At 48.1% G+C, this 21945-nt stretch carries 24 protein-coding genes; 17 read left to right on the forward strand and 7 right to left on the reverse strand.

The genetic code is table 11. The features are described 5' to 3' along the window. Positions 1-73: 73 nt before the first annotated feature. The 3 genes from PMI05_RS21675 to sppA form a co-directional block, all read right to left on the reverse strand. Entirely contained in the window at positions 74-1084 is a 1011-nt protein-coding gene (locus tag PMI05_RS21675) for a CAP-associated domain-containing protein (RefSeq protein WP_007726344.1), read from the reverse strand. Between the two features lie 117 nt (positions 1085-1201). Further along, entirely contained in the window at positions 1202-1693 is a 492-nt protein-coding gene (locus PMI05_RS21680; protein ID WP_007726346.1) for an RDD family protein, read from the reverse strand. A gap of 33 nt (positions 1694-1726) precedes the next feature. Beyond that, positions 1727-2692, reverse strand: a complete 966-nt coding sequence (gene sppA / locus PMI05_RS21685; RefSeq protein ID WP_007726348.1) for a signal peptide peptidase SppA — start codon at positions 2690-2692, stop codon at positions 1727-1729. 202 nt (positions 2693-2894) lie between these two features. Here sppA and PMI05_RS21690 point away from each other — a divergent pair, with 202 nt between their 5' ends. Further along, a complete protein-coding gene (locus PMI05_RS21690) occupies positions 2895-3623 on the forward strand; it encodes an amino acid ABC transporter ATP-binding protein (RefSeq protein ID WP_007726350.1) in 729 nt (242 codons plus the stop codon). A 58-nt stretch (positions 3624-3681) separates the two neighbouring features. On the opposite strand, the gene PMI05_RS21695 is transcribed toward PMI05_RS21690, so the two are convergent. Further along, entirely contained in the window at positions 3682-4383 is a 702-nt protein-coding gene (locus PMI05_RS21695; protein WP_007726352.1) for a polysaccharide deacetylase family protein, read from the reverse strand. Positions 4384-4524: 141 nt separating this feature from the next. Between PMI05_RS21695 and PMI05_RS21700 the strand changes: the two genes are divergently transcribed. From PMI05_RS21700 to gcvH, 6 genes are all read left to right on the forward strand, one after another. Further along, positions 4525-5337, forward strand: coding sequence for a DUF2797 domain-containing protein (locus PMI05_RS21700; protein WP_007726354.1), 813 nt, complete (start codon positions 4525-4527; stop codon positions 5335-5337). Positions 5338-5384: 47 nt separating this feature from the next. Further along, positions 5385-5558, forward strand: coding sequence for a hypothetical protein (locus PMI05_RS31160; RefSeq protein ID WP_007726356.1), 174 nt, complete (start codon positions 5385-5387; stop codon positions 5556-5558). Positions 5559-5650: 92 nt separating this feature from the next. Then, positions 5651-6016 (forward strand): arsenate reductase family protein, encoded by a 366-nt coding sequence (locus tag PMI05_RS21705; protein WP_007726358.1) that lies wholly within the window; start codon positions 5651-5653, stop codon positions 6014-6016. Next, positions 6013-7203: an aminotransferase class I/II-fold pyridoxal phosphate-dependent enzyme gene (locus PMI05_RS21710; protein WP_007726360.1), complete on the forward strand. Its 1191-nt coding sequence runs from the start codon at positions 6013-6015 to the stop codon at positions 7201-7203. Before PMI05_RS21705 ends, PMI05_RS21710 begins: the two co-directional genes overlap by 4 nt. Positions 7204-7236: 33 nt before the next feature. Continuing rightward, on the forward strand, positions 7237-7689 hold the full coding sequence (locus PMI05_RS21715) for a redoxin domain-containing protein (RefSeq protein ID WP_007726362.1): 453 nt from the start codon (positions 7237-7239) through the stop codon (positions 7687-7689). Positions 7690-7748: 59 nt separating this feature from the next. After that, on the forward strand, positions 7749-8129 hold the full coding sequence (gene gcvH, locus PMI05_RS21720) for a glycine cleavage system protein GcvH (protein ID WP_007726364.1): 381 nt from the start codon (positions 7749-7751) through the stop codon (positions 8127-8129). Positions 8130-8184: 55 nt separating this feature from the next. Here gcvH and PMI05_RS21725 read toward each other — a convergent pair whose 3' ends face one another. Beyond that, positions 8185-10239, reverse strand: coding sequence for a methyl-accepting chemotaxis protein (locus PMI05_RS21725; protein ID WP_007726366.1), 2055 nt, complete (start codon positions 10237-10239; stop codon positions 8185-8187). 305 nt (positions 10240-10544) lie between these two features. Here PMI05_RS21725 and PMI05_RS21730 point away from each other — a divergent pair, with 305 nt between their 5' ends. The 10 genes from PMI05_RS21730 (at position 10545) to sufB (ending at position 20986) form a co-directional block, all read left to right on the forward strand. After that, positions 10545-10985 (forward strand): hypothetical protein, encoded by a 441-nt coding sequence (locus PMI05_RS21730; protein ID WP_007726368.1) that lies wholly within the window; start codon positions 10545-10547, stop codon positions 10983-10985. Positions 10986-11007: 22 nt separating this feature from the next. After that, positions 11008-11400, forward strand: coding sequence for a VOC family protein (locus PMI05_RS21735; protein ID WP_007726371.1), 393 nt, complete (start codon positions 11008-11010; stop codon positions 11398-11400). 462 nt (positions 11401-11862) lie between these two features. Further along, positions 11863-12204: an SCP2 sterol-binding domain-containing protein gene (locus PMI05_RS21740; RefSeq protein ID WP_007726372.1), complete on the forward strand. Its 342-nt coding sequence runs from the start codon at positions 11863-11865 to the stop codon at positions 12202-12204. 58 nt (positions 12205-12262) lie between these two features. Further along, positions 12263-13405, forward strand: coding sequence for a M20 peptidase aminoacylase family protein (locus PMI05_RS21745; RefSeq protein ID WP_007726373.1), 1143 nt, complete (start codon positions 12263-12265; stop codon positions 13403-13405). A 292-nt stretch (positions 13406-13697) separates the two neighbouring features. Beyond that, positions 13698-15281: a phosphoenolpyruvate carboxykinase (ATP) gene (gene pckA, locus PMI05_RS21750; protein ID WP_007726374.1), complete on the forward strand. Its 1584-nt coding sequence runs from the start codon at positions 13698-13700 to the stop codon at positions 15279-15281. Between the two features lie 509 nt (positions 15282-15790). Beyond that, positions 15791-16579, forward strand: coding sequence for a Fe-S cluster assembly ATPase SufC (sufC, locus tag PMI05_RS21760; RefSeq protein ID WP_007726376.1), 789 nt, complete (start codon positions 15791-15793; stop codon positions 16577-16579). A 21-nt stretch (positions 16580-16600) separates the two neighbouring features. Then, complete coding sequence (sufD, locus tag PMI05_RS21765; protein ID WP_007726377.1) at positions 16601-17899, forward strand: Fe-S cluster assembly protein SufD; 1299 nt, start codon at positions 16601-16603, stop codon at positions 17897-17899. Beyond that, positions 17899-19125 (forward strand): cysteine desulfurase, encoded by a 1227-nt coding sequence (locus PMI05_RS21770; protein ID WP_007726378.1) that lies wholly within the window; start codon positions 17899-17901, stop codon positions 19123-19125. The genes sufD and PMI05_RS21770 overlap by 1 nt, the downstream gene beginning before the upstream one ends. Continuing rightward, positions 19112-19549 (forward strand): Fe-S cluster assembly sulfur transfer protein SufU, encoded by a 438-nt coding sequence (gene sufU, locus PMI05_RS21775; protein ID WP_007726380.1) that lies wholly within the window; start codon positions 19112-19114, stop codon positions 19547-19549. Before PMI05_RS21770 ends, sufU begins: the two co-directional genes overlap by 14 nt. 39 nt (positions 19550-19588) lie before the next feature. Further along, positions 19589-20986 (forward strand): Fe-S cluster assembly protein SufB, encoded by a 1398-nt coding sequence (gene sufB, locus PMI05_RS21780; protein WP_007726382.1) that lies wholly within the window; start codon positions 19589-19591, stop codon positions 20984-20986. 403 nt (positions 20987-21389) lie between these two features. Here sufB and PMI05_RS31665 read toward each other — a convergent pair whose 3' ends face one another. Both PMI05_RS31665 and PMI05_RS31670 read right to left on the reverse strand, forming a co-directional pair. Next, a complete protein-coding gene (locus PMI05_RS31665) occupies positions 21390-21515 on the reverse strand; it encodes a hypothetical protein (RefSeq protein ID WP_255344513.1) in 126 nt (41 codons plus the stop codon). Positions 21516-21587: 72 nt separating this feature from the next. Next, positions 21588-21740: an Arm DNA-binding domain-containing protein gene (locus PMI05_RS31670; RefSeq protein WP_255344514.1), complete on the reverse strand. Its 153-nt coding sequence runs from the start codon at positions 21738-21740 to the stop codon at positions 21588-21590. Between the last annotated feature and the right edge of the window lie 205 nt (positions 21741-21945).

Consider the following 21945-nt stretch of genomic DNA (forward strand, 5'->3'; position numbering starts at 1 on the left):
CAGCCATAGCTTTGCCCTTTTTGTTCACAAAAAAAGACACGCCACTGACGATGGCGTGTCTTTTTCTGTAGTATTAGCGAGTAACAAAATTTTGCGTGAAATACGGTCGGCCATCTTTCATAACGATACCGACACCGAGCTGCTTGAATTTTGGACTGAGCAAGTTTTGACGATGGCCTGCGGAGTTCATCCAGCTCATGTGGGCTTCGATCCCGTCTAGCTGTCCGTAGGCAATATTTTCACCAGCTGAGCTGTAACGAATGCCGGCTTGCTTCAAACGATCAAACGGACTTCCCGTAGATGGGGAGGTATGGTTGAAAAAGTTATTCTGGCCCATGTCTTGGCTGTGTGCTCTGGCTACTGCTGCAACTTGTTCATCCCAAGTGATAACAGGCAGCTTGGCACGTTGCCTTGCTACGTTGAGCAAGTCCAAATTTTGTTTCTCGTATGCGAGCGCTGCCTGCTTCATCTGTGCGTCTGTCAGTTTCGGCAGTTCCGGTAATTTCGAATAGGATATGGGATACATCAAGCCAATCGCAATAGTGGCAAAATGCTCAGGAGTAGAAATGCGCACTCCTGCGACCTTATTTCCACCTAGCTGATCGATAGAGAAGGTGATCGCCTGATTATTTTGGATATAGGTCGGATGAGTAAGGGTATTTTTTTGGATACGCAGACTTGGGATGATCGTCAGCGTGTCTTGCGGTGAACCCCAGCTATTTTGTAGGTCTTTTGTCGTAGAGCCAATCGTGATGCCATTCAGATTCAATTTGGCTCCATTGGTAAACAACGTCACGACTTTACCGTTTTGCATGCCGACTTGAATGTAGTTGTTCAAATCTTGATTGTAAATCCACCATTCCACGCCCGTATGACTAGGATCAATGCGGGCAGGCTTGCCTACTGTTTGTTCTACCTGTGCTGTGCTCATTCCTAGCTGAAGGTTATAGACGTTATTCGTTTTAATGGCTGCTGCTTGAGGGACAGCAGATGCAGCTGAAACAGGAAGGACAGGGGCAACGTGGCCGAGCAGAGCCAGCGAAAGGCTCAGGGCGAGGATGCTGGTTACTTTCTGTTTACGCATGTATCTTCCTCCTCGGTTGGGATAGGATCTGCCTTGTTGGTAATGGTATCGGCAGGAAGCGGCTACAAAAATAGGGACCAACGATGCAAAAATAAAACCCCCGCTATAGAGCGGAGGTTATGGTCGACGATCCCGGATGACATACGTTTTGGCGATCAGATCATGCCAACCTTGCTTACGTGGGTGCCATGCAACCCATAGATAGCCCAGTCCAAATACGAGTGAAGCGATGAATTTGCCGATAACTTCTCGTAATAATACCTGTCCGCCTGTCAGATTGCCTCGCGCCTGTCTGGCACTGATGACACGGATGCCTGTGATCAGCTTTCCCAAGGTTTGTCCGGTCCACCAGGTCAGCAAGATCATATAGAGGAGATCAAACAACGCCTCTACCAAATCGATGAAGTGAAAAGAGGCGTAAGGAACGGAAAAAACACGCCGTAACGGATTGAAAACGAGGTAGCTAATCCCGATCAAGAACATCGAATCAAGGAGCGATGCTACGACACGAATCCAGAAGCCTGCATATGAATGCTGTGGATGGGCTTCTGGATAGGGCTCATGGGATACAGGATCATGTGCTTTTTCATCGTCGGGAAGCTGGTTCATGAGAAAGAAGCCACTCCTTTCCTTTTTAACAGGCTAGGGCATGAACTGATACAGTAGACGAGGTGAACTTTGGCGGTCCCATATTCGATTGAGACCAAGCGGATCAGGATTGGACCAGTACTGCTTCATACTGAATAACAGCTTGCTGATGGAGAGCTGGTCTGCATAGCGTATGACCATGGCTTCATTTTCTCCAGACAAAGAGAGAGCGTAGCGTGTCGCTTCCTCCAAATCACCGAATTCATCGATGAGCCCCAGACGTTTTGCTTGCTCGCCGGAATAGACACGGCCGTCAGCGATTTCCAGCACGCGTTGACGGGAGAGGTTGCGGCCTTTTACGATGACGTCGACGAAATTGTTGTAGCTTTCGTTGACGAGTGTTTGGAAAATGTGCCGTTCTGGGTCCGTCAGTGGCCGGGATGGACTGCCGATGTCCTTGAAGCGCCCGCTTTTGATCGCGTATTGATGCACACCCAGCTTGTTCGCAGCTTCACTATAGTTAAACAGGTTGAAAATCACGCCGAGACTGCCGGTCAGTGTGTTGGGATTGGCAAAAATCGCATCGCCTGTTGTGGCCAAGTAATAGCCGCCTGAGGCTGCTGTGGAACCCATGCTGACGACAATGGGAAGATTGCGAACCTGTTTGAGCCGTAGCAAGCGTCTGTGTAATTCATCGGTAGCGACGACCTCTCCACCTGGACTATCAATACGAAGGACCACGGCTTTCACCAGCTCATCCTCTTCAATTCGGCGTAGCTGCTCAGTCAATAGCTCCGTCATCGAAGGCAGCCCAGCGCTATTTTGTTGCCCCGAAATAACGCCGTTCACAAATAGCTGCACAATTTTGCTGTTGCCATAGCCGGATACTACATTTTCTTCCCAAGCAAACCCAGGATGGTCGACGAGATCTGTATAAGTCCCGTAAATCCCCTCCACCAAAAGCCCCAAGAGAAAAACGACCAGTACAATTACGAGAGCGACCCATTTTTTTCGATGCATGAAAACCACCTCACACTTAGCATGAGCCGTCGAGGGCAGAGTTACGCATGAGACGAGCACAGGAAAAAATGGGATTGACTGATCGTTTACGAGGATGACAACCAAAGGCTGAATAGTAAATTCATGCAATCTTTTGACTATTGCGGTAAAATAGAATCACAAGAACGACCAGCTTGTTTTATCGCAATAGGGGGACAGACAAATGATTATACAGGTGTCGGATTTGACGAAGAACTACGGCGATCTGAAAGTGTTGAAGGGCATTACGACTCAGGTAGCAGAAAAGGAAGTAGTCTGTGTCATTGGTCCGTCCGGCTCGGGCAAGAGCACGTTTTTACGTTGCTTGAATCAGCTGGAGGAAATGAGCAGCGGAAAGATTGTCATCAACGGACATGATTTGTCAGACCCCAAGACCGATATGAATAAAGTCAGAGAAGAGGTCGGGATGGTCTTTCAGCGCTTTAATCTCTTTCCGCATAAAACGGTGCTGGAAAACGTCATGCTGGCTCCTGTAAAAGTGAAGAAAATGTCCCAGGAAGAAGCCCGCAAGCAAGGCTTGTCTCTCTTGCAGAAAGTAGGGCTCCAGGATAAGGCTGATGTGTATCCCGAGCGGCTGTCAGGCGGGCAGATGCAACGAGTCGCAATCGCAAGGGCGCTCGCCATGAAACCAAAGGTTATGCTGTTTGATGAGCCGACATCCGCCCTAGACCCGGAGCTGGTGGGAGAGGTGCTTGCCGTCATCAAAAATTTAGCCAAAGAAGGCATGACAATGGTGATCGTGACGCACGAAATGAATTTTGCCAAGGAAGTGGGCGACCGAATCATATTTATGGATCAAGGTATCATCATGGCAGAAGGTCATCCCAGTGAGGTTTTTGGCAAAAACGTTAATGATCGCTTGCGTTCGTTCTTGGGCAAGGTATTGGCGTAGAAAAGAAGGGCACCAGTTGCTTCGTTTCGCTTCAGGAAAACGAGGCACTGGTGCCGTATTATTTTGCTGCATCCAACAATTGACTGACCGTGACAAATCGATAGCCCTGCGAACGCAAATCCGTGATGAGCTCCCGGAGTGCAGCGACTGTTTGCCGTTGGTTTAGACCCCCATCATGAAACAGGATGATATCCCCGGAGGAGACATTGCTCTTGACGCTTTTGGCAATGACGTTAGCTGTGCGTGCCAAAGACCAATCACGAGGATCAATCGACCAGTGAATGATGTCGTAGCCACTGGATTGAACCGCATTCATGACGTCATGTGTCAGGATGCCGTAGGGTGGACGGTAGTATTGCGCCAAAATGCCGGTCGTCTTCAAAATGGAGCGTTCTGCATGCTTGATTTCTTCGTACACTTCATGCTCGGTCAGCTTGTTCAGATCAAAATGGTGGTAGCCGTGGTTGCCGATTTCATGCCCAGCTTTGTATATCCACTGCATGACCTTTGGATGCTTGTCCACTTGGGAACCAAGGACAAAAAACGTAGCGCGAACGTTGTACTGATGTAGCACCTCAAGAATTTTGGGCGTATAGATAGCATCCGGCCCATCATCAAAAGTGAGAGCGACGACCTTTTTCTCTGTGTCGATTCTGTGGATCGGCTCATACGAAGGCAGTGTTTGCTGGGCAAAAGCAGGTAGGGTGCCATAGCCAAGAAGGCAGGCGAAAAGCAAGGCGTATCGTATGCATTTGCGCATGAACAATCGCCTCCTTCTTCTGGGATGTGATTAGGTTCACCTCCTGCTAGGGAAAACATGCTACCAAAAGAAAACAGCGGTCAGAGTAGGTGGCGGTTATGTTAAAATGGAAGAACCGTACATAGGAGAGGAGAGAGTTTGGTGGAACTCCGCGGTATTTTGCAAGGACTAACACACGAGTACCATGGAGGGGACAAGCCGGTAGACTACTATTTGAATATCGGTGAAGATCGCCTTCCGCTTAATGAATGGCTGGGCAGTGAATTGACGATTTCGTTTTTAGGCGAAAAAAATTGCATTGCCTGTGGCCGCAAAACAAACAAGACGTTTAACAGCGGGTATTGCTATCCCTGTTTTACCAAACTGCCGGAAAATGACTTGTGCATCGTCAAGCCGCATGAATGTCATTTTGACTTGGGGACTTGCCGGGACGAGAGCTTCGGCGAGAGATATTGCATGATTCCTCATTTTGTCTATCTGGCAGTGTCGAGTGATATAAAGGTAGGATTGACTCGCAAGCATAATGAATTGAGACGTTGGGTGGATCAAGGGGCAATTCGCGCGATTCCGATTGCGGAGCTTCCCACTCGTCGGATGGCTGGGGAACTTGAATTCCACTTGAGTCAGTTTTTGCCAGACAAGACCAACTGGCGCAAAATGCTCAAGGGAGATGTGAAGGAAATCGACTTGCTCGCCATGCGTGACGAAGTGTACGGTCATTTTCCTGAACAGTTTAAAGCATTCCAATATCGTGAGGACGAATGGGTAGATATTGCTTATCCGATCTTGGAGTCGCTGGATAAAATTAATTCCAAGACGCTTGATAAAGAAGAACAGCTCGGCGGGCGATTGATTGGTGTGAAAGCACAGTATTTGATTTTTGAAAATGGTGTATTCCAGACGAGAAAGCACGCTGGCTACCAAGTCGAGATCAAAGCAAAACCATCTGCATAATGACGTGCAAACTCCTCACACTAGGAAAAGTGAAGGAGGATGGGCAGATGGATGAGCACATTGAGTACACCATGCCTTTAACCGGGACACTGGCTGAGGCTGTGGAAGACCAGAATGCCAAGCAACTAGGGGTGCCCTTCTCGCCGCTTTCGCAAATGTGGCAGGTAAATCCTGACCAGACGAATGAAGAAGATGATGCAAAGAGCGAGCGCACCGAATAACGGATTCCAGATGAGAAGCAAATGTATGACGACAGCCAGAAGAGAGGGACGGCTGTCGTTTTTGTCAGAAACGAAAAAGCGAGGAAATGATCATGACGATGAAAGCCTATCTATACAACAAATGTGATACATGCCGCAAAGCGAAAAAATGGCTCACGGATCAAAATATTGGCTTCGAAGAAATTCCGATTGTGGATGCACCGCCGTCCAAAGAAGAGCTGCGCCAAATTTGGCAGACAAGCGGACTCGATTTACGCAAGTTTTTCAATGTGAGTGGTGTCCATTACCGCGAGCTGGGCTTGAAGGACAAGCTTCCTACGATGTCAGAGGATGAAATGCTTGAGCTGTTGGCTTCCAATGGCAAGCTGATCAAACGGCCTCTTATTGCAAGCGATCAAACCGTAACCCTTGGTTTCAAAGAAGAAGAGCTGGAGAAGGCTTGGGGAGGGAAGGCATGATGCGCCAACCTTCCAAAAGACTGAACCATCTTTCCGCCGATATTTTTTCAGAGATGGAGGCTCGCAAAAGGGAAGTTGCCAAAACAAGAACGGTATACGACTTGAGCATTGGCAGTCCTGATCAGCAGCCTGACGAGAATCTTCTGCAAACGTTAATCCATGCTATCCAGCAACCAACTGCTTTTCGCTATCCATTGAGTGATGGAACGGCGGCCTTTCGAGAAGAGGTCGCCCGCTGGTATCAATATCGTTTTGGGGTGGAGCTAGCGCCAGATGGGGAGGTTCATTCCTTGATGGGGTCCCAGGATGGTTTGGCTCACTTTGCTTTGGCATGGACCGATCCTGGAGATATCGTTCTCGTACCCGATCCTGGGTATCCGATCTACGAAGGCAGCGTTCATTTAGCGGGAGCAGTACCTTACCGGATGCCTCTGCGGGCAGAAAATGAATTTTTGCCAAAGCTGTCAGACATTCCAGAGGAGATAGCGGCTCGTGCAACGTTCATGATTCTGAACTATCCGAATAATCCGGTTTCCGCGGTTGCTACCCTTGCCTTTTTTGAAGAGGTTGTGGCTTTTGCCAAGCGTTTTGACATTATCGTGGTTCATGATTTGGCTTATTCGGAGATGGTGTTTGACGGCTACCAAGCGCCGAGCTTTTTGCAAGTGCCAGGAGCAAAGGAAGTGGGAATTGAATTTAATTCGTTTTCCAAGAGCTTTAATATGGCAGGATGCCGGATCGCTTACGTTGCAGGGAATGCAGACATCATCAAGCCGCTTGCGATTGTAAAATCCAATATCGATTACGGTGTCTTTTTGCCTGTACAGCAAATGGCCATTGAGGCTTTGCGAAAGGATCGGGAATTGGGTGGGAAAAACACAGTCGCGCCCGTTTACCAAGAACGGCGTGATGTGCTGCTGGGGGCATTGGCAAAGGCAGGATGGAGCATTCCATCTCCAAAGGCGACCATGTTCGTCTGGGCAGCTGTACCGAACGGCTGGACGTCACGAGAGTTTGCCTTCGCTTTACTGGAGAAAGCCGGGGTCGTGGTCATACCGGGAAGTGCCTTCGGCGAAGAAGGAGAAGGGTATGTACGAATTGCTCTCGTCCAACCTCCAGAGATCCTGTTAGAGGCTGTGGCTGCCATCGATCAATCCGGGATTCTTCGCACGAAAACAAGTGTGTAGCAGTTGAAGTCAAAAAAGAGGGGATGAGCTTTCATGCGTTTGCGCGAAGAAATGCCTGACTTTTCTGGGATTACGGAGTGGATCAACGGGCAAGTAACCAAAGCTGATTTGGTTGGAAGTCCTGTCTTGGTACATATCTGGTCCGTCAGTTGCTACATGTGCAAGGAATCGATGCCAAGCATAAACGAATGGCGAGATCAATACGCTGCTAACGGTTTGAAGGTCATTGGAATTCATATGCCTCATTCGGAAAAAGATACAGACATCGAGATGATCAAGAAGGCGATTGCAGAACAACATTTGACACACCCTATTGCAATCGATAATGATAGAAAGACAGTCGATGCATTCCAGAATGAATACGTCCCCGCTTTTTATTTGTTTGACGAGGCTCTTCAGTTACGTCACTTTCAGGCAGGAGAGAAGGGTCTCCAACTGGTAAAAAAACGCTTGTTCAGAATTTTGGGGATCGAAGAGGAATCCTAGAATGTTCGTCTAATTAAGTATGTGTAATGGATTGTACCCGATAGGAGGATATGTAAACGATGGAATTCCCGAAAAATCTACGTTACAGTGAAGAGCATGAGTGGGTGCGAGTAGAAGGAAACAAGGCGTACATCGGAATCACTTCTTTTGCTCAAGCAGAGCTGGGTGACATCGTGTTTGTCGAGTTGCCTGAGGTAGGCGCGACAATCCAACAGGATGAGCCGTTTGGCAGCGTGGAATCGGTAAAAACCGTTTCTGAACTGTACGCTCCTGTAACTGGTAAAGTAGTAGAAGTAAATGGCGAACTGGAAGACGCACCTGAACTGGTTAACTCTTCGCCATACGAGCAAGCATGGATGATCGTCGTCGAATTGTCTGATACAGCTGAGTTGGACAAGCTGATGGATGCAGACAAATACGAAGCGATGGTAAAAGAATAGGAAACAAAAAAAGCCGGGGCGTTTGTGCTCCGGCTTTTCTTTATTTATGGACGGACTACTCCAACTTGAATGTTCGTACTGCATCATTGAGCTCTTCTGCCATTTTAGCCAGGATCGTTGCAGCCGAAGAGATTTCCTCCATCGAAGCGGTTTGTTCTTCCGCTGCTGCTGCAACCGTTTGAGAGTTGCCGGCTGATTGTTCTGCGATTTGTGTAATATTCGTAATGGCGGATACAATCGTCTGCATTTGCTGACTGATCTTGCTCATTTCTGTAGTCACTTCATTCATGCGGACGAGCAGCCCCGACGTGGAGCCAGTAATTTGCTCAAATGCATTTCCTGTTGAGCGAACGAGAGTCATGCCTTCTCCCAAAATAGAAGAGCCATGATTCATTGCTGCGATCGCTGAGCCTGTGTCCTCCTGAATCACCGTGACGATGTGACTGACTTGTTCGGCGGCAGAGCTGGACTGTTCGGCCAGCTTGCGTACTTCGTCTGCTACAACTGCAAAGCCTCGTCCTTGTTCTCCGGCCCGAGCTGCTTCGATAGCGGCGTTCAGAGCGAGCAAGTTGGTTTGATTGGCGATCGTCGTGATGAGTGAGATCATTTCTCCAATCTCTTGGGAGCGTTGGCCTAGCGCATTGACAATGGTAGAGGTCTTGGCCATCTGGCTATGGATCACATCCATGTGCTCGACCGTTTTGGCTGCCATCTGATTGCCATCTGTGGCTTGGCGGTTTGCTTCTTGTGTAGAGTGATTTACATCCTCAATGCCTTTTTCCATCGCTTCGATGTGTACAGCAATCTCGTTGATGACCTCATAGCCTTGAACGGTCGCATCCACTTGCTGCTCAGTACCGTAGGCAATTTCTTGAACGGATTGAGCGATCTGCTCGGTTGCTTTGCTCGTCTGTTCCGCACTTGCCATCAATTGCTCAGACGTAGCAGCAACCTGTTGAGCGTTAAAGTTGACTTGACCCAGCGTTTCGCACAAGGTTGCCGTCATGGAATTGAAACGATTTGCCATAACCCCCATCTCATCGGCTGTCTGAATATCCATGGAAGCGGTAAAATCGCCATTGGAGAGGGCATGCGCCAGCTGGTTGGCGCGATCGATTTGTTTGGTCAAGTATTTGCTGAAGTAATAAATGACAGCAACCATGATCAACAGACCGATCAGACTCACCATACAAAGCTCAAAGAACAATTCATAGAGTGGATCGGCAATTTCTTTTTCTGGCATGACGAGAGCGATTGTCCAGTTTGTATCTCCGAGCTCTTGAAAATAAACACGATTGATTCCGTTTTCATCGTTAAAGGTCTTCATTCCTGACTTCTCTTCTAGAAGAGAAGGACCGATTGCTGCCAAGGAAGCATTATCGTCAGATTGAACGGAATAATTCATCAGCTTGTCTGATTGAGGATGAGCGAGGTATCTCCCTTTTTGATCCACCAAAAAGGCCCAGCCTGTTTCGCCTACTTTTGTACTGGAGACGAGCTTTTCCACGTCAGTGAGTGTAATATCGTCTGTGGCCACACCCAGAAGCTTTTTATCTGGCGTGTAAAAAGGAGCGACTACCGTCACCATGGAGACCTTGGAAACCTCGTCAAAGTACGGCTCGGAATAATCGGTTTCCTTCTTGGTCGATATACCGACCTTGTACCAGTCTTGATTTGGATAGTTATAGGAGTCGCTGCTGTACTCATCTGTAATGTTCACCTTGCCGTCGGTCTTTGCCCCGTAAGTAGCAACGAGTTTCTTGTTCGGGTCAAAAGCGTAAGGTTCCATGAAAATTCCCATTCCAACCGTCGTATCATTAATGAGAACAGTTTTGGACAGCAGGGAATTTAACTGCTCTAGCGAATTTGTAACAGGACCCATTTCAATAAAGCGAGCCATACTCAGCGTTACTTTGCTATGGGCTTCCAGTTGCTTTTCCACATTACTGCCGACCATATCTAGTTGGAAATTCATTTTGTCCTCAATTTCCCGATTCAATTGGTCGACAGAGAACCAGAAACCGATGCCCACGACGAGCAAAAGAGTCAAGATAATGACGGGAAGGGTAATGGTCAGTGTTCGAGCACGAAGACTTTTGAAACGAAACATGGAACCGCTCTCCTTTTGAATTTTTGCTAAAATGATTATTATTCCTTATTATCGGATAGATGAAGACTATCTTGTATGATGGATTTAGGCAAATGAGGGAAAATATTCATACTAGTCAGAAAATGTTGCGGAAATCTAAGCAAATCGAGTAAAATGGATAAACCAAATCTTACTTCGATTCATTTATTGGTAGCATTTGCGGGTGGAGTGTTAGTGGGCATATAAGCTACAATGCGGATACAGACAAAGTTTCGACCAAAAAACGGACATGGACGTTTCATTTGGCGAATAGGGAGGGAGACTATATGAGTTTTTGTTGTGGTGCTGGAATGGTAGGTTCCGTAGGCTCAGTCCGTCATTATAAAACGCTTGTACACAATGTCCCGATCATGTTTTGTCCTGTATGTGACAGAATTGAGGTTCATCCCGGTATTGAGGGAGAATACGAAATTTTAGTAGAATATGCTCAGGGAGATCAGGCTCCAGAAGTGGATTTTGCTGATTTTGTGAGTGTTGACAATACATCCGAGTTGTTTGAGAATTGTACCATGACGGATGAAGCTGCCAGCTTCGCCGAAGTATTAAAGCAGCAGATCGATATTTCACTTGATCTGCTCGGGATCGCCAAGGAGTTACAGGATGATGATTGGCGGGAAGCATTGATGATTCGTTTAAGACGGTTAAGCGAGCGATTGAAGCAGTACAATAAAAGAAAAGCTAATGTCGCACAAGAGCGCATGACCTGAGTTGACGTGGGAGGCAGTGTGAATGTTTCATTTGAAAGCCGTTCACCACATCGCATTGAATTGTAGTGATGTTGTGAAGGTAGCTCGTTTTTTTAAGGACATTTTGGAAGTCCCTATCCCGGAAGAGAATATGACGGAAGGAGCACCTGTCTACTTTCAAATTGGCACATACACACGGATCGGTCTTCATCCTCATGGCGGGGAAGCTGGGAAAGGCGGCGTAGGGCAGGTCGATCATCTCGCCTTCTCTGTGCAAAGCCGAGCTGAGCTGGACTATCTGGTCGATAAGCTGGAGGCAGAGAATATTTGCTATCGTGGCCCAATTACACAGCCTACTAGCTATAATTTGTATTTTGAGACACCCGATGGTCACCACCTTGAGGTGCGACTCGATAAAGACGAGTTCGATGAGTAGTGTTTCCGAAAAGCATCTGCGTAAAGCGGATGCTTTTTTGTTTTTTGTTGTGGATGATCTTCTTTAAGTTTTAAAAGGTACCGATGAAAAACAAAGCTGTTGAGAAGAAAAAGCACAGGGCTCGCAGACCTTGACAAAGCCTCCCCAGTCGGAACTTAAAAAAGGGGACCACGCTTGTCGAACACTTCTTCCTTGAGAAACGTCCGCCCGTAGGGTGGCTTTGGCTCGACGGTCCCCTTTTTTAAGTGGAGACGATCAGTGAATCCCCCTTGCGAGCGTGTCAGAGTCGAAGAGAACTGTGCTTTTTCTTCTCCTCCACTATGTTGACTCAAAAGGTCTTTCTTACAATGTCGAGAAAAAGATGGCTCCCCTGACAACAGCCGACAGTGACTCTCATTCCTCGCCAAAGGATTCGACCTGACAGGCCGCGAACCCAATTGGGAAGAGAGGGGTGGCATGTAGATGATCGGAATGGGCAGACTGCTTTTTGAACTGGGCGAGCGACTGCAAGGAAAAGCACACTTGCGATTCATAACAGCAGGATGGGAGCGCAGGATCGGAATTGTAGTGGATGATTCACCGTCGCAGTGGCAATTGACGATAGCAAAAGGTGTTGCATCCTGGGATGTATGGACAGAAGAGCAGCCTGCCGATCTGATCATCAAGGGAGCGGAGAAACAAATGCACATGCTGTTTGGCGGCGATGAGCTCGTCTATGTTCTAGCAAAAGAAAAGGTGCAAATAGCAGGGCCATTGCGCGACCAATTGAAGCTCGATGCTATTTTGCGATTGACCTGTCGGTGAACGGTCCATTGGGTATTGTGATATAATAGGAAGAAACGGTTTTGGAGGAGGCGCTTTGATGTCTACTGTTATGTCGTTGCAACAGACGGTTGCCGCACGTAAAGATGCTATTGCCGAAACATTCCGTCATCTGCATGAGAATCCGGAGATAAGCTGGAAGGAAGTAGAAACAACTCGCTATTTGGCGGAGCGCATGCGTGCCTTGGGACTGCGTGTTACGACTTTTAACGATTGTACAGGATTAGTAGCGGAATGGGGCGAAGGGAAGCCAGTTGTTGGCTTGCGCACAGACATCGATGCACTCTGGCAAGAAGTCAACGGTGAATGGCGCGCGAATCATTCCTGCGGTCATGACGCCCATATGACATTGATCGTGGAAACGGTAGAAGCATTGGTTGCCGCTGGATATCAACCGCCGGGAACGTTAAAAATCTTGTTCCAACCAGCCGAAGAAAAAGGAACGGGAGCATTGAAGTTGGTCGAGAAGGGTGTCGTCGATGACATCGATTATTTGTACGGTGTTCACCTAAGACCGATTCAGGAGATGGCAAATGGAACGGCGGGACCCGCTATCTACAATGGAGCAGCCATGTTTCTCTACGGGGAAATCACAGGAGTCGCTGCGCACGGAGCGAGACCGCATCTCGGGATCAATGCGATTGAAGTAGCGGGAGCGATTATTTCAGGACTCGGACATATACATATCAATCCGATGGTGCCTGCCACCGTCAAAATGACCATGCTGCAAGCCGGGGGAGAGAGCTACAACATTATCCCGGACAAGGCGCGTTTTGCTCTCGATCTGCGAGCGCAGACGAATCAGGCGATGGATGACCTGGTGAATCGAGTTCGCCAAATGATCGACGGAGTTGCGGAGTCTTTTCAGGCACGCATAGAGGTAGAGGCCGGGTCGCGCATGGTAGCGGCAGAGGTCGATGATCAAGCGAAGGCACTTATGGAGCAGGCGATCGTAGATGTGCTCGGTCAAGAGAATTTGAGAGCGGCGCCTGTCAGTCCGGGAGCGGAGGATTTCCACTACTATACGGTGGAGCGCCCTCATATCAAGGCGACGATGCTGGCTCTTGGATGTGATTTGGTACCAGGGCTGCATCATCCGCTGATGCATTTTGAACGCTCTGCATTGGAAAAAGGTGTGGCGATTTTGTGTCAAACAGTAGTAAAAACGTTTGAAAATACGTAAATCTTTATGCCTTGTGAGAGCAACACTAAGAGAGTAAACTCTTGGTGTTGCTCTTTTTGTGAGGAAAATGTCTCTGTGTACTTCCCGACTAGTCGATAGACTGATTGGTTTGTGGACAAAATACTGCTGTTGGGGAATAATACGCATGAGGAGGGTTATTCACACATTCTCCATAAGAGATTATAAAATTATGTAGCTTATTTAGCTAAATGTGATATACTAATTACAAATCGAGCGACAATTAGAAAGTCACAATAAATGGTACACATTTTGGGAAGGAGATCGTTCACACATGGAAACCAATACGGTTCAAAAGCTTACTGACATTCTTGGAGCTACGAAAGTGTATCATAACTTGCCTGTGGCTAATCTTGTTGAGATGGCAGTGAAGCGTGGCGAAGGGATTTTGACCGACAAGGGGGCGCTCAATGCGCTAACAGGGAAGTTTACCGGCCGTTCGCCAAAGGACAAATTTGTGGTGGACGAAGCTTCCGTACACGATAAAATCAACTGGGGTCCGGTTAACCAACCAATCAGTACTGAAAAATTCCAAGCACTTCAACAAGACGTGCTCCAATACTTACAATCAAAAGATGAACTGTTTGTCTTCGATGGCTTTGCGGGTGCAGATACAACCTATCGTCTGCCAATCCGCGTAGTGAACGAATTCGCTTGGCATAACCTGTTTGCACGTCAGTTGTTCATCCGTCCGTTCGAAGAAGAACTGGCTGCGCACGAATCAGAATTCACGGTTATCTATGCACCTAATTTCAAGGCCAATCCTGCGGTACACGGCACGAACTCCGAGACTTTTATCGTATTGAGCTTTGAGCAAAAGACAGTGTTGATCGGTGGCACTGAGTATGCTGGCGAAATGAAAAAGTCGATCTTCAGCGTAATGAACATGCTGCTTCCAGAGCGCAACGTACTCCCGATGCACTGCTCTGCGAACGTAGGTAAAGACGGAGACGTTGCCCTGTTCTTCGGATTGTCCGGTACAGGAAAAACAACGTTGTCTGCTGACCCGGACCGTTTCTTGATCGGTGACGATGAGCACGGCTGGTCTGACAATGGCGTGTTCAATATCGAAGGCGGATGCTATGCAAAATGCGTCAAGCTGTCTGAAGAAGGCGAACCGCAAATCTGGAAAGCAATCCAGTTCGGTACCGTACTTGAAAATGTAGACGTAAACGAAGCGACTCGTGTAGCCGACTACGATAGCATCAAATATACAGAGAATACACGCGCTGCGTACCCAGTGGAAGCAATTCCGGGTGCTGTGATTCCAGGCGTAGGCGGGCAACCAAATGTCATCGTCTTTTTGACAGCCGATTCGTTCGGTGTATTGCCTCCAATTTCCAAGCTGAATAAAGAGCAAGCCATGTATCACTTCCTGTCTGGCTACACCAGCAAAATGGCAGGTACAGAGCGTGGCGTAACCGCTCCGCAAACAGAGTTTTCTACCTGCTTCGGATCTCCATTCTTGCCACTGTATCCAGTAGTATATGCAGAAATGCTCGGTAAGAAGATTGACGAGCGCAAGGTTCAAGTATACCTGGTGAACACTGGTTGGACTGGTGGTCCGGTAGGTGTTGGGCAACGTATGAAGCTGTCCTACACACGTGCGATGGTAACAGCAGCATTGAACGGTGAGCTGGAAAAGGTAGACTATACAGCTGACGAGATTTTCGGGGTACAAGTACCGACTTCTTGCCCGAACGTTCCTGCTGAAGTTCTGCAACCACGCAATACATGGGTAAACAAGGAAGATTACGATAAGCAAGCGGCTGATCTGGCTGCACGCTTCATTGAGAACTTCGAGAAGAAATTCCCGAATGCAACAGATATTGCAAATGCGGGTCCTAAAGTAAAGTAATCGAACAGGAAAGAAACGGGTAGACGATAAGGTCTATCCGTTTTTTCTTCGTGAAAACAACAAAAACCGTCAGCGTGTGACCGGCGGTTTTGAGATTTTCCATGACTTGTTGCCAGCGAGAACTTTTGAAGTATGGATTGGCAACTTTTCCATTTGACTGTCGGAATAGAGTCAGGTAAGCTTCCGAAGGGACCCCTTCTATAGAGGGATAGCGATACATAATGAGAAACTCCTGCGGCGTGCAATCGTTATCCAGTGGTGTTTTTTACAAAAAGTACCTGGAGTTTAAACGGAAATGTATGTCCAAAAGTTACAAAGGGAAAAATGCTGCGGAGACAAGAATATTTAGGAAGGATTCATGCGCAAAAACAGACTTTCTAAATATAATGATATAAAAAATACAGATATGTTTCATTCCTTGATTTATAATTATTCTTATTATAAGATAGTTATTGAGAATGGATTGAGAATTTACCAACTCACTTTTGACGTGTATGGAGGGAATTCAGATGACAGCAGTACCGCATTTGCAAATAAAAAACCTTCGCGCCAAGATCGAGGACAAAGAGATCCTCAAAGGCCTGAATTTGGAGATCAAGGGCGGCGAAGTGCACGCGATCATGGGACCAAATGGTACCGGTAAATCGACATTGGCATCCACATTGATGGGTCACCCGAAATATGAGGTAACCGGTGGCGAAGTGCTGATCAATGACGAAGACTTGTTGGAAATGGCAGTAGACGAGCGCGCACGTGCAGGTCTGTTCCTGGCGATGCAATACCCGTCCGAAATCAGCGGTGTAACCAACTCTGACTTCCTGCGTTCTGCGATCAACGCGCGCCGTGGCGAAGGAAACGAAATCTCCCTGATGAAATTCATCCGTGAGATGGACAAAAAGATGAACACGCTGGAAATGGATGAGTCTTTCTCCCACCGTTACCTGAACGAAGGTTTCTCCGGTGGTGAGAAAAAGCGTAACGAGATTCTGCAAATGATGCTCTTGGAACCAGCTATCTGTATTTTGGATGAAATCGACTCCGGTTTGGACATCGACGCATTGAAAATCGTTGCAGCTGGTGTAAACGAAATGCGCTCCGCAGACCGCGGATTCTTGATTATTACGCACTACCAGCGTTTGCTGAACTATGTAAAGCCTGACTTCGTACACGTCATGATGCAAGGTCGTATCGTGAAGTCCGGTGGTCCTGAGCTGGCTGAACGCCTGGAGGCAGAAGGCTACGACTGGATCAAGGAAGAGCTCGGCATCGAGGACGAAACCGTAAACGCCAACGTGTAGGATGAAGGAGGCAGCAGTGAAATGAGTGTGGATGTACAGCTACGCTTCGATTCCGAGGCGATCACCCAGTACTCCAAAGCTAATCAGGAGCCTGCCTGGTTCCTGGAAAAGCGCCTCGCTGGACTGAAGGCGGCGGGAGAGCTGGCGCTCCCTGCCTTGGAGAAAACGAAAATTGATAAATGGAATACCGTTGATTTCGATCCGTTCAAAACCACTGCGAAGGTGGCAGCGGCGAATGAACTCAGCGATTTGGTAAAAGCACAAATCGATGTCGACAGTGTGAAAAACCTGCTGGTACAAAAAAATGCTTCTACCGTTTTTCAAGCAGTATCCGATGAGTTGAAGGCACAAGGCGTGATCTTCACGACTTTTGCTGATGCTCTGCAATCACATGGCGATCTCGTGCAAAAATATTTGCTGAACGTTATCGCACTTGATGAGCACAAGCTGACTGCGCTGCATACTGCAGTAGTGAATGGTGGCGTATTCCTCTACGTTCCGAAAAACGTGGAAGTAGATGTTCCCCTGCAAACTGTGTATGAAATCGCAGGCGACAATGCTCTGTTGGCTCCACATGTTTTGATCGTGGCAGAAGCGAACAGCAAAGTAACCTACGTGGATACATATGTATCTGGCGAAGGCAAAAGCATGGTTGCGAACAGCGTTGTTGAAGTATATGTAGGCGCGGGCGCATCTGTGCAAGTAGCTTCTGTACGTTCTCTGTCTGTAGACGTTCACGACTACAGCTTCCGTCGTGCAACTGTTGATCGCGATGGAAAAATGGAATGGATTTTGGGTGAGATGAACGATGGCAATACCGTTGCCAACAACACCACCATCCTCAAGGGAACTGCTTCGATCGCAGAGACCAAATCCATTTCTGTAGGTACTGGTTCCCAACGCCAAAACCTCACTTCCCAAGTTCAGCATATCGGCACGCACACGGAGTCTGACATGGTGAGCAAGGCTGTTATGACGGATGAAGCAGTGAGTATCCTAAACGGTATCACGAAAATCGAAAAAGGCGCTGAAAAGGCAAACGGCGTACAGGCGGAAAACATCCTGATGCTGAGCGATAAATCTCGCGGTGATGCCAACCCGATCCTGTTGATCGACGAGGATGACGTTAAAGCGGGTCACGCAGCTTCGGTAGGACGTTTTAGTGAAGAGTCTATCTTCTACTTGATGTCTCGTGGTATTTCCCGTCAAGGCGCAGAACGTCTGATCATTCTCGGCTTCCTGGAGCCAGTTGTCGCTGAGATTCCAGTAGAAGAAGTGAAAAACAGACTCCGTCAGGCGCTTGAAAGGAAGTTAGGCTAATGAACGCCAAGGAGCTTCGGAAATATTTTCCCATCCTACACCAAGAAGTAAACGGACATCCGCTCGTTTATTTGGATAATGGTGCAACCTCTCAAAAACCGATTCAGGTTATCGAGGCGATGGATAAATACTACAGGGAGTATAACTCCAATGTGCACCGTGGCGTGCACACCTTGGGTAACATAGCGACAGATGGGTACGAGGGCGCGCGTGAAAAAGTTCGCGCCTTCATCAACGCCCGTGAAGCCGCAGAAATCGTCTTTACACGTGGTACGACATCTGCTTGTAATACGGTAGCTTATGGCTATGCTCGCAAGTACCTGGGGCCTGGAGATGAAATCGTGACCACTTTGGTGGAGCATCACGCCAATTTCATTCCATGGCAGCAGGCAGCCAAGGCGACCGGAGCGACTTTCAAGTTCATTCCGCTGGCAGAGGACGGTACCGTTACTCTGGAGGCAGTCAAGGAAACAATTACGGACAATACCAAACTCGTTGCGATTCACCATGTTTCCAATGTATTGGGGGATACTACCCCAATCAAGGAAATTGCCCAAATCGCTCATCAGCATGGCGCACTTTTGTTTGTTGATGGAGCGCAGGGTGCTCCACACAAGAAAATCGACGTCCAGGATTTGGATTGCGATTTTTATACGTTTTCAGCGCACAAGATGGCAGGCCCGACAGGCGTAGGTGTTCTGTACGGCAAGCGTGAGGTGCTGGAGCGTGTGGAGCCGATGGAGTTCGGCGGAGAAATGATCGACTATGTGGATATGTACGATTCCACGTGGAAGGAGCTTCCTTGGAAATTTGAAGGAGGAACGCCGATCATCGCAGGAGCTATCGGATTGGGAGCAGCGATTGACTTTTTGGAAGAGATCGGAATGGACAATATCGAGCGCCATGAAAAACATCTCGTCAAGTACGCGATGGAACAAATGCGCGAGATAGAAGGCTTGAAGATTTACGGCCCACAGCAGGACCGCAGCTGTTTAATTACATTCAACCTGGATACAGTACATCCGCATGACCTGGCGACGGTGCTGGACAGTTACGGAATCGCAGTTCGTGCCGGTCATCACTGCGCACAACCGCTGATGCGTTGGCTGAATGTGACGGCTACCGCTCGGGCAAGCTTCTACCTGTACAACACAGAAGAAGAAGTAGATGTGCTGATCGCGGGCTTGAAGAAGACGAAGGAGTATTTCGGCAATGTCTTCTCTTGATGATTTATACCGCCGCGTCATTATGGATCACTACCAGAAACCGCGCAACCGTGGCAAGCTGGAAGAATCCGACGGACTCATTGTGAATTTGAATAACCCGACCTGTGGCGACAGCATCTCGCTCTCCTTGAAAGTGGAGGACGGCAAGGTGGTGGACGCGAAGTTCCTCGGCGAAGGCTGCTCAATCAGTATGTCATCTGCATCCATGATGACGGATGCTGTCAAAGGCAAGCCAGTAGCAGAAGCACTGGAGCTGTCGCAAAAATTCTCCGATATGATGCAAGGCAAAGAAATCGATGACTCGATTGATCTTGGTGATATCGAAGCCCTGTCTGGCGTAGCCAAGTTCCCAGCGCGAATCAAGTGCGCGACATTGGCTTGGAAAGCATTGGAGCAAGGTGTCAAACAGGCGGAGCAAGAATAGTGATGGGTAAGGGACATGAACACGAAGGAGTGAGCAACGATGGCTGTTAAAGGCCCAGAAATACAGGAGTATCAGTACGGCTTCCACGATAAGGACGTTTCTGTATTCCGTACCAAAAAGGGTTTGACCCGCGAGATCGTCGAAGAAATTTCGAAGATCAAGGATGAGCCAGCATGGATGCTGGAATTCCGTCTAAAAGCATTGGACATCTTCAACAGCATGCCGATGCCAAAATGGGGCGGCGATCTGGACGACCTCGATTTTGACAGCATCACCTACTACGTAAAGCCTTCTGAAAAGCAAGGCCGTAGCTGGGATGAGGTGCCAGAAGAAATCAAGGCAACCTTTGACAAGCTGGGTATTCCAGAAGCAGAGCAAAAGTTCCTCGCAGGTGTATCTGCTCAGTATGAATCTGAGGTTGTATACCACAACATGCAGGAAGACCTGGAAAAACTGGGCGTTCTCTTCTGCGACATGGATTCCGCAGTAAAACTGCACCCAGAAATCGTGAAAGAATACTTCGCGACAGTGATTCCTACAGCAGACAACAAGTTTTCTGCGTTGAACTCCGCAGTATGGTCCGGTGGTTCCTTCATTTACGTACCAAAAGGCGTAAAAGTAGAAACTCCACTGCAAGCCTACTTCCGTATTAACTCGGAGAACATGGGTCAATTCGAGCGTACGCTGATCATCGCCGATGAAGATTCCTTCGTTCACTATGTAGAGGGCTGTACAGCTCCAATCTACAGCACGGATTCCTTGCACTCCGCTGTCGTAGAAATCATTGTAAAAGAACGCGCTCGTTGCCGTTACACCACGATCCAAAACTGGTCCAACAACGTATACAACCTCGTTACTAAACGTGCGGTTGCTTACGCGGATGCGAACATGGAATGGATCGATGGTAACATCGGTTCCAAGCTGACCATGAAATACCCAGCTGTTATCATGAAAGGACCTCGCGCGAAAGGTACCGTTCTTTCCATTGCTGTAGCAGGAAAAGGACAACACCAAGACGCAGGTGCGAAAATGATTCACCTGGCGCCAGATTGCACATCGACGATCATTTCCAAGTCGATTTCCCGTGATGGCGGAAAAGTAACCTACCGTGGTCTGTCGCAGTTTGGACGCAAGTCGGAAGGCTCCAAGTCCAACATCAAGTGCGATACGCTGATTCTGGATAAACTGTCCACGTCCGACACGATCCCGTACAACGAGATCATGAACGACAGCATCACGCTGGAGCACGAAGCGACTGTATCCAAGGTATCCGAGGATCAACTCTTCTACCTGATGAGCCGCGGTTTGTCAGAAGCAGAAGCGACTGAGATGATCGTAATGGGCTTCATCGAGCCATTCACAAAAGAATTGCCGATGGAGTATGCGGTAGAGATGAACCGTCTCATTAAGTTTGAGATGGAAGGTTCTATCGGTTAACCATTGCGTCACAAGGGTTTCCGAGCTTTAAAAATGGGTTTGCCCACAATTTGCCCACAATTTAGTTCTGGACGTATCGCTCATAAAGAGTGAGAGCATCGTCCTCAATCTTTTTTGTAACATGTAGATACGTGTCCGCTGTGACTTTCACGCTTGCGTGCCCAAGTCGCTCGGACACGTATTTTTATTTACCCCTGCTTCGAGTAATGGGTATGTCTGAGGGCGTGAGACGAGAGAACGGGGAGATCGACTCGTTTGCAAACTTCTTTTTGGTTGACCCTGTGGCGCCTCATTAGTTTTAGCGTGATTTCATCCAGTTTGATGGTTCTTTCACTGTTTTTGGTTTTCGGCGTTGATAAATAGGGCTGCGAATTTAATGGGTAGACGAGAGTTTTATTAACCATTAATGTCTTTGCAATCGTTTCGCCGTCCGGAGCCATTCATTGCTGAACTGAATATGCTGTGTATTCGCCGGACGTTCCTTCGCTGTAATGACCACGTAGTTCGTTGATCCATTTTTGGTAGTCATTTCGTGGGATGTCTTTTAGGCGGTAGTTTCCCCACCGAGGCAGGATGTTAAGGTGGACATTTCCCCCGTTCGCTACCGTTCCTCAGCAAAACCAAAATGGCTGATCTTTGATTCCTCTTCAATTGCTGCGAGTTGTGCCTCCTTTTTTGTTCGGAATTCTCCTTGAGACTTTTCTTTTTGTTTTCCCGTTTGTCGATCTGTGATAAGTGCCTTTGGTGTAACCATCCAAGTCTACGCCAGTGTAGGAGCGATCTCCGTAGTTCTTTTGAGTGAGTAGATTATCGAAGTCCTGGGCTTCCTTTTTCGCCTCTTCGTAGCTCAACCTGCTGATGATGACATAGGGCTCATCGCGAGTGATAGCTGCAGATGCGATATTTCCGACGAGTTATTGGCCAATAGCGGCGACTGCCGCACGTCGGAGCAGCCGCTT

This window comes from Brevibacillus sp. BC25 (genome assembly GCF_000282075.1).
Taxonomy (GTDB): Bacteria; Bacillota; Bacilli; order Brevibacillales; family Brevibacillaceae; genus Brevibacillus.